The organism is Pseudomonas guariconensis, from assembly GCF_900102675.1.
GTDB classification, from domain to species: Bacteria; Pseudomonadota; Gammaproteobacteria; order Pseudomonadales; family Pseudomonadaceae; genus Aquipseudomonas; species Aquipseudomonas guariconensis.
This window is the reverse complement of record NZ_FMYX01000028.1, coordinates 1-1,154: the sequence shown is the minus strand read 5'-3', so window position 1 is coordinate 1,154 and position 1,154 is coordinate 1. Positions and strand designations below refer to the sequence as shown.

Here is a 1,154-nt window from a genome sequence, read left to right as displayed (position 1 = left end):
GCCGGGTACAGGTGGTAGCAGTTGGTCCATACGCGACCGGCCTTGATGCCGCGGCCCATGCGGTAGGCGCGGTTGATGTCGCGGGTCCATACGCCAGCGCCGAGGCCGAACTCGGTGTCGTTGGCGATCGCCAGGGCTTCGGCTTCGTCCTTGAAGGTGGTGACGCTGACCACCGGGCCGAAGATCTCTTCCTGGAACACGCGCATCTGGTTGTTGCCCTTGAGCAGGGTCGGCTGGATGTAATAGCCGGTGGCCAGGCTGCCTTCGAGTTTCTCCACCTTGCCGCCGGTCAGCAGCTCGGCGCCTTCCTTCTGGGCGATGTCCAGGTACGAGAGGATCTTCTCGAACTGCTGCTGGGAGGCCTGGGCGCCGACCATGGTGTCGGTGTCCAGCGGGTCGCCGCGCTTGATCTGCAGGACCTTTTTCATCACCACTTCCATGAACTGCGGGTAGATCGACTCCTGCACCAGGGCGCGCGATGGGCAGGTGCACACCTCGCCCTGGTTGAAGAACGCCAGCACCATGCCTTCGGCGGCCTTGTCGATGAAGGCAGGCTCGGCCTGCATGATGTCCTCGAAATAGACGTTCGGCGACTTGCCGCCCAGCTCCACGGTGGACGGGATGATGTTCTCGGCGGCGCATTTCATGATGTGCGAGCCGACCGGGGTGGAGCCGGTGAAGGCGATCTTGGCGATGCGCTTGCTGGTGGCCAGGGCTTCACCGGCCTCGCGGCCGAAGCCTTGCACCACGTTGAGCACGCCCTTGGGCAGCAGGTCGCCGATCAGTTCCATCAGCACGGCAATGCCCAGCGGGGTCTGCTCGGCGGGCTTGAGCACCACGCAGTTACCGGCGGCCAGCGCCGGCGCGAGCTTCCAGGCGGCCATCAGCAGCGGGAAGTTCCACGGGATGATCTGCCCGACCACGCCCAGCGGCTCGTGGATGTGATAGGCCACGGTGTTTTCGTTGATTTCGGCGGCGCCGCCTTCCTGGGCGCGGATGCAGCCGGCGAAGTAGCGGAAGTGATCGACCGCCAGCGGGATGTCGGCGTTGAGGGTTTCGCGGATCGGCTTGCCGTTGTCCCAGGTTTCGGTGATGGCCAGGATCTCCAGGTTCTGCTCGATGCGGTCGGCGATCTTGAGCAGCACATTGGAGCG

1 protein-coding gene is annotated in these 1,154 nt (G+C 64.7%); it reads right to left on the bottom strand.

Features of this window, described 5'->3' with window-relative positions:
* A partial coding sequence (locus BLS27_RS23520) for an aldehyde dehydrogenase family protein (protein ID WP_090346967.1) occupies positions 1-1,154 on the bottom strand: 1,154 nt, incomplete at both ends.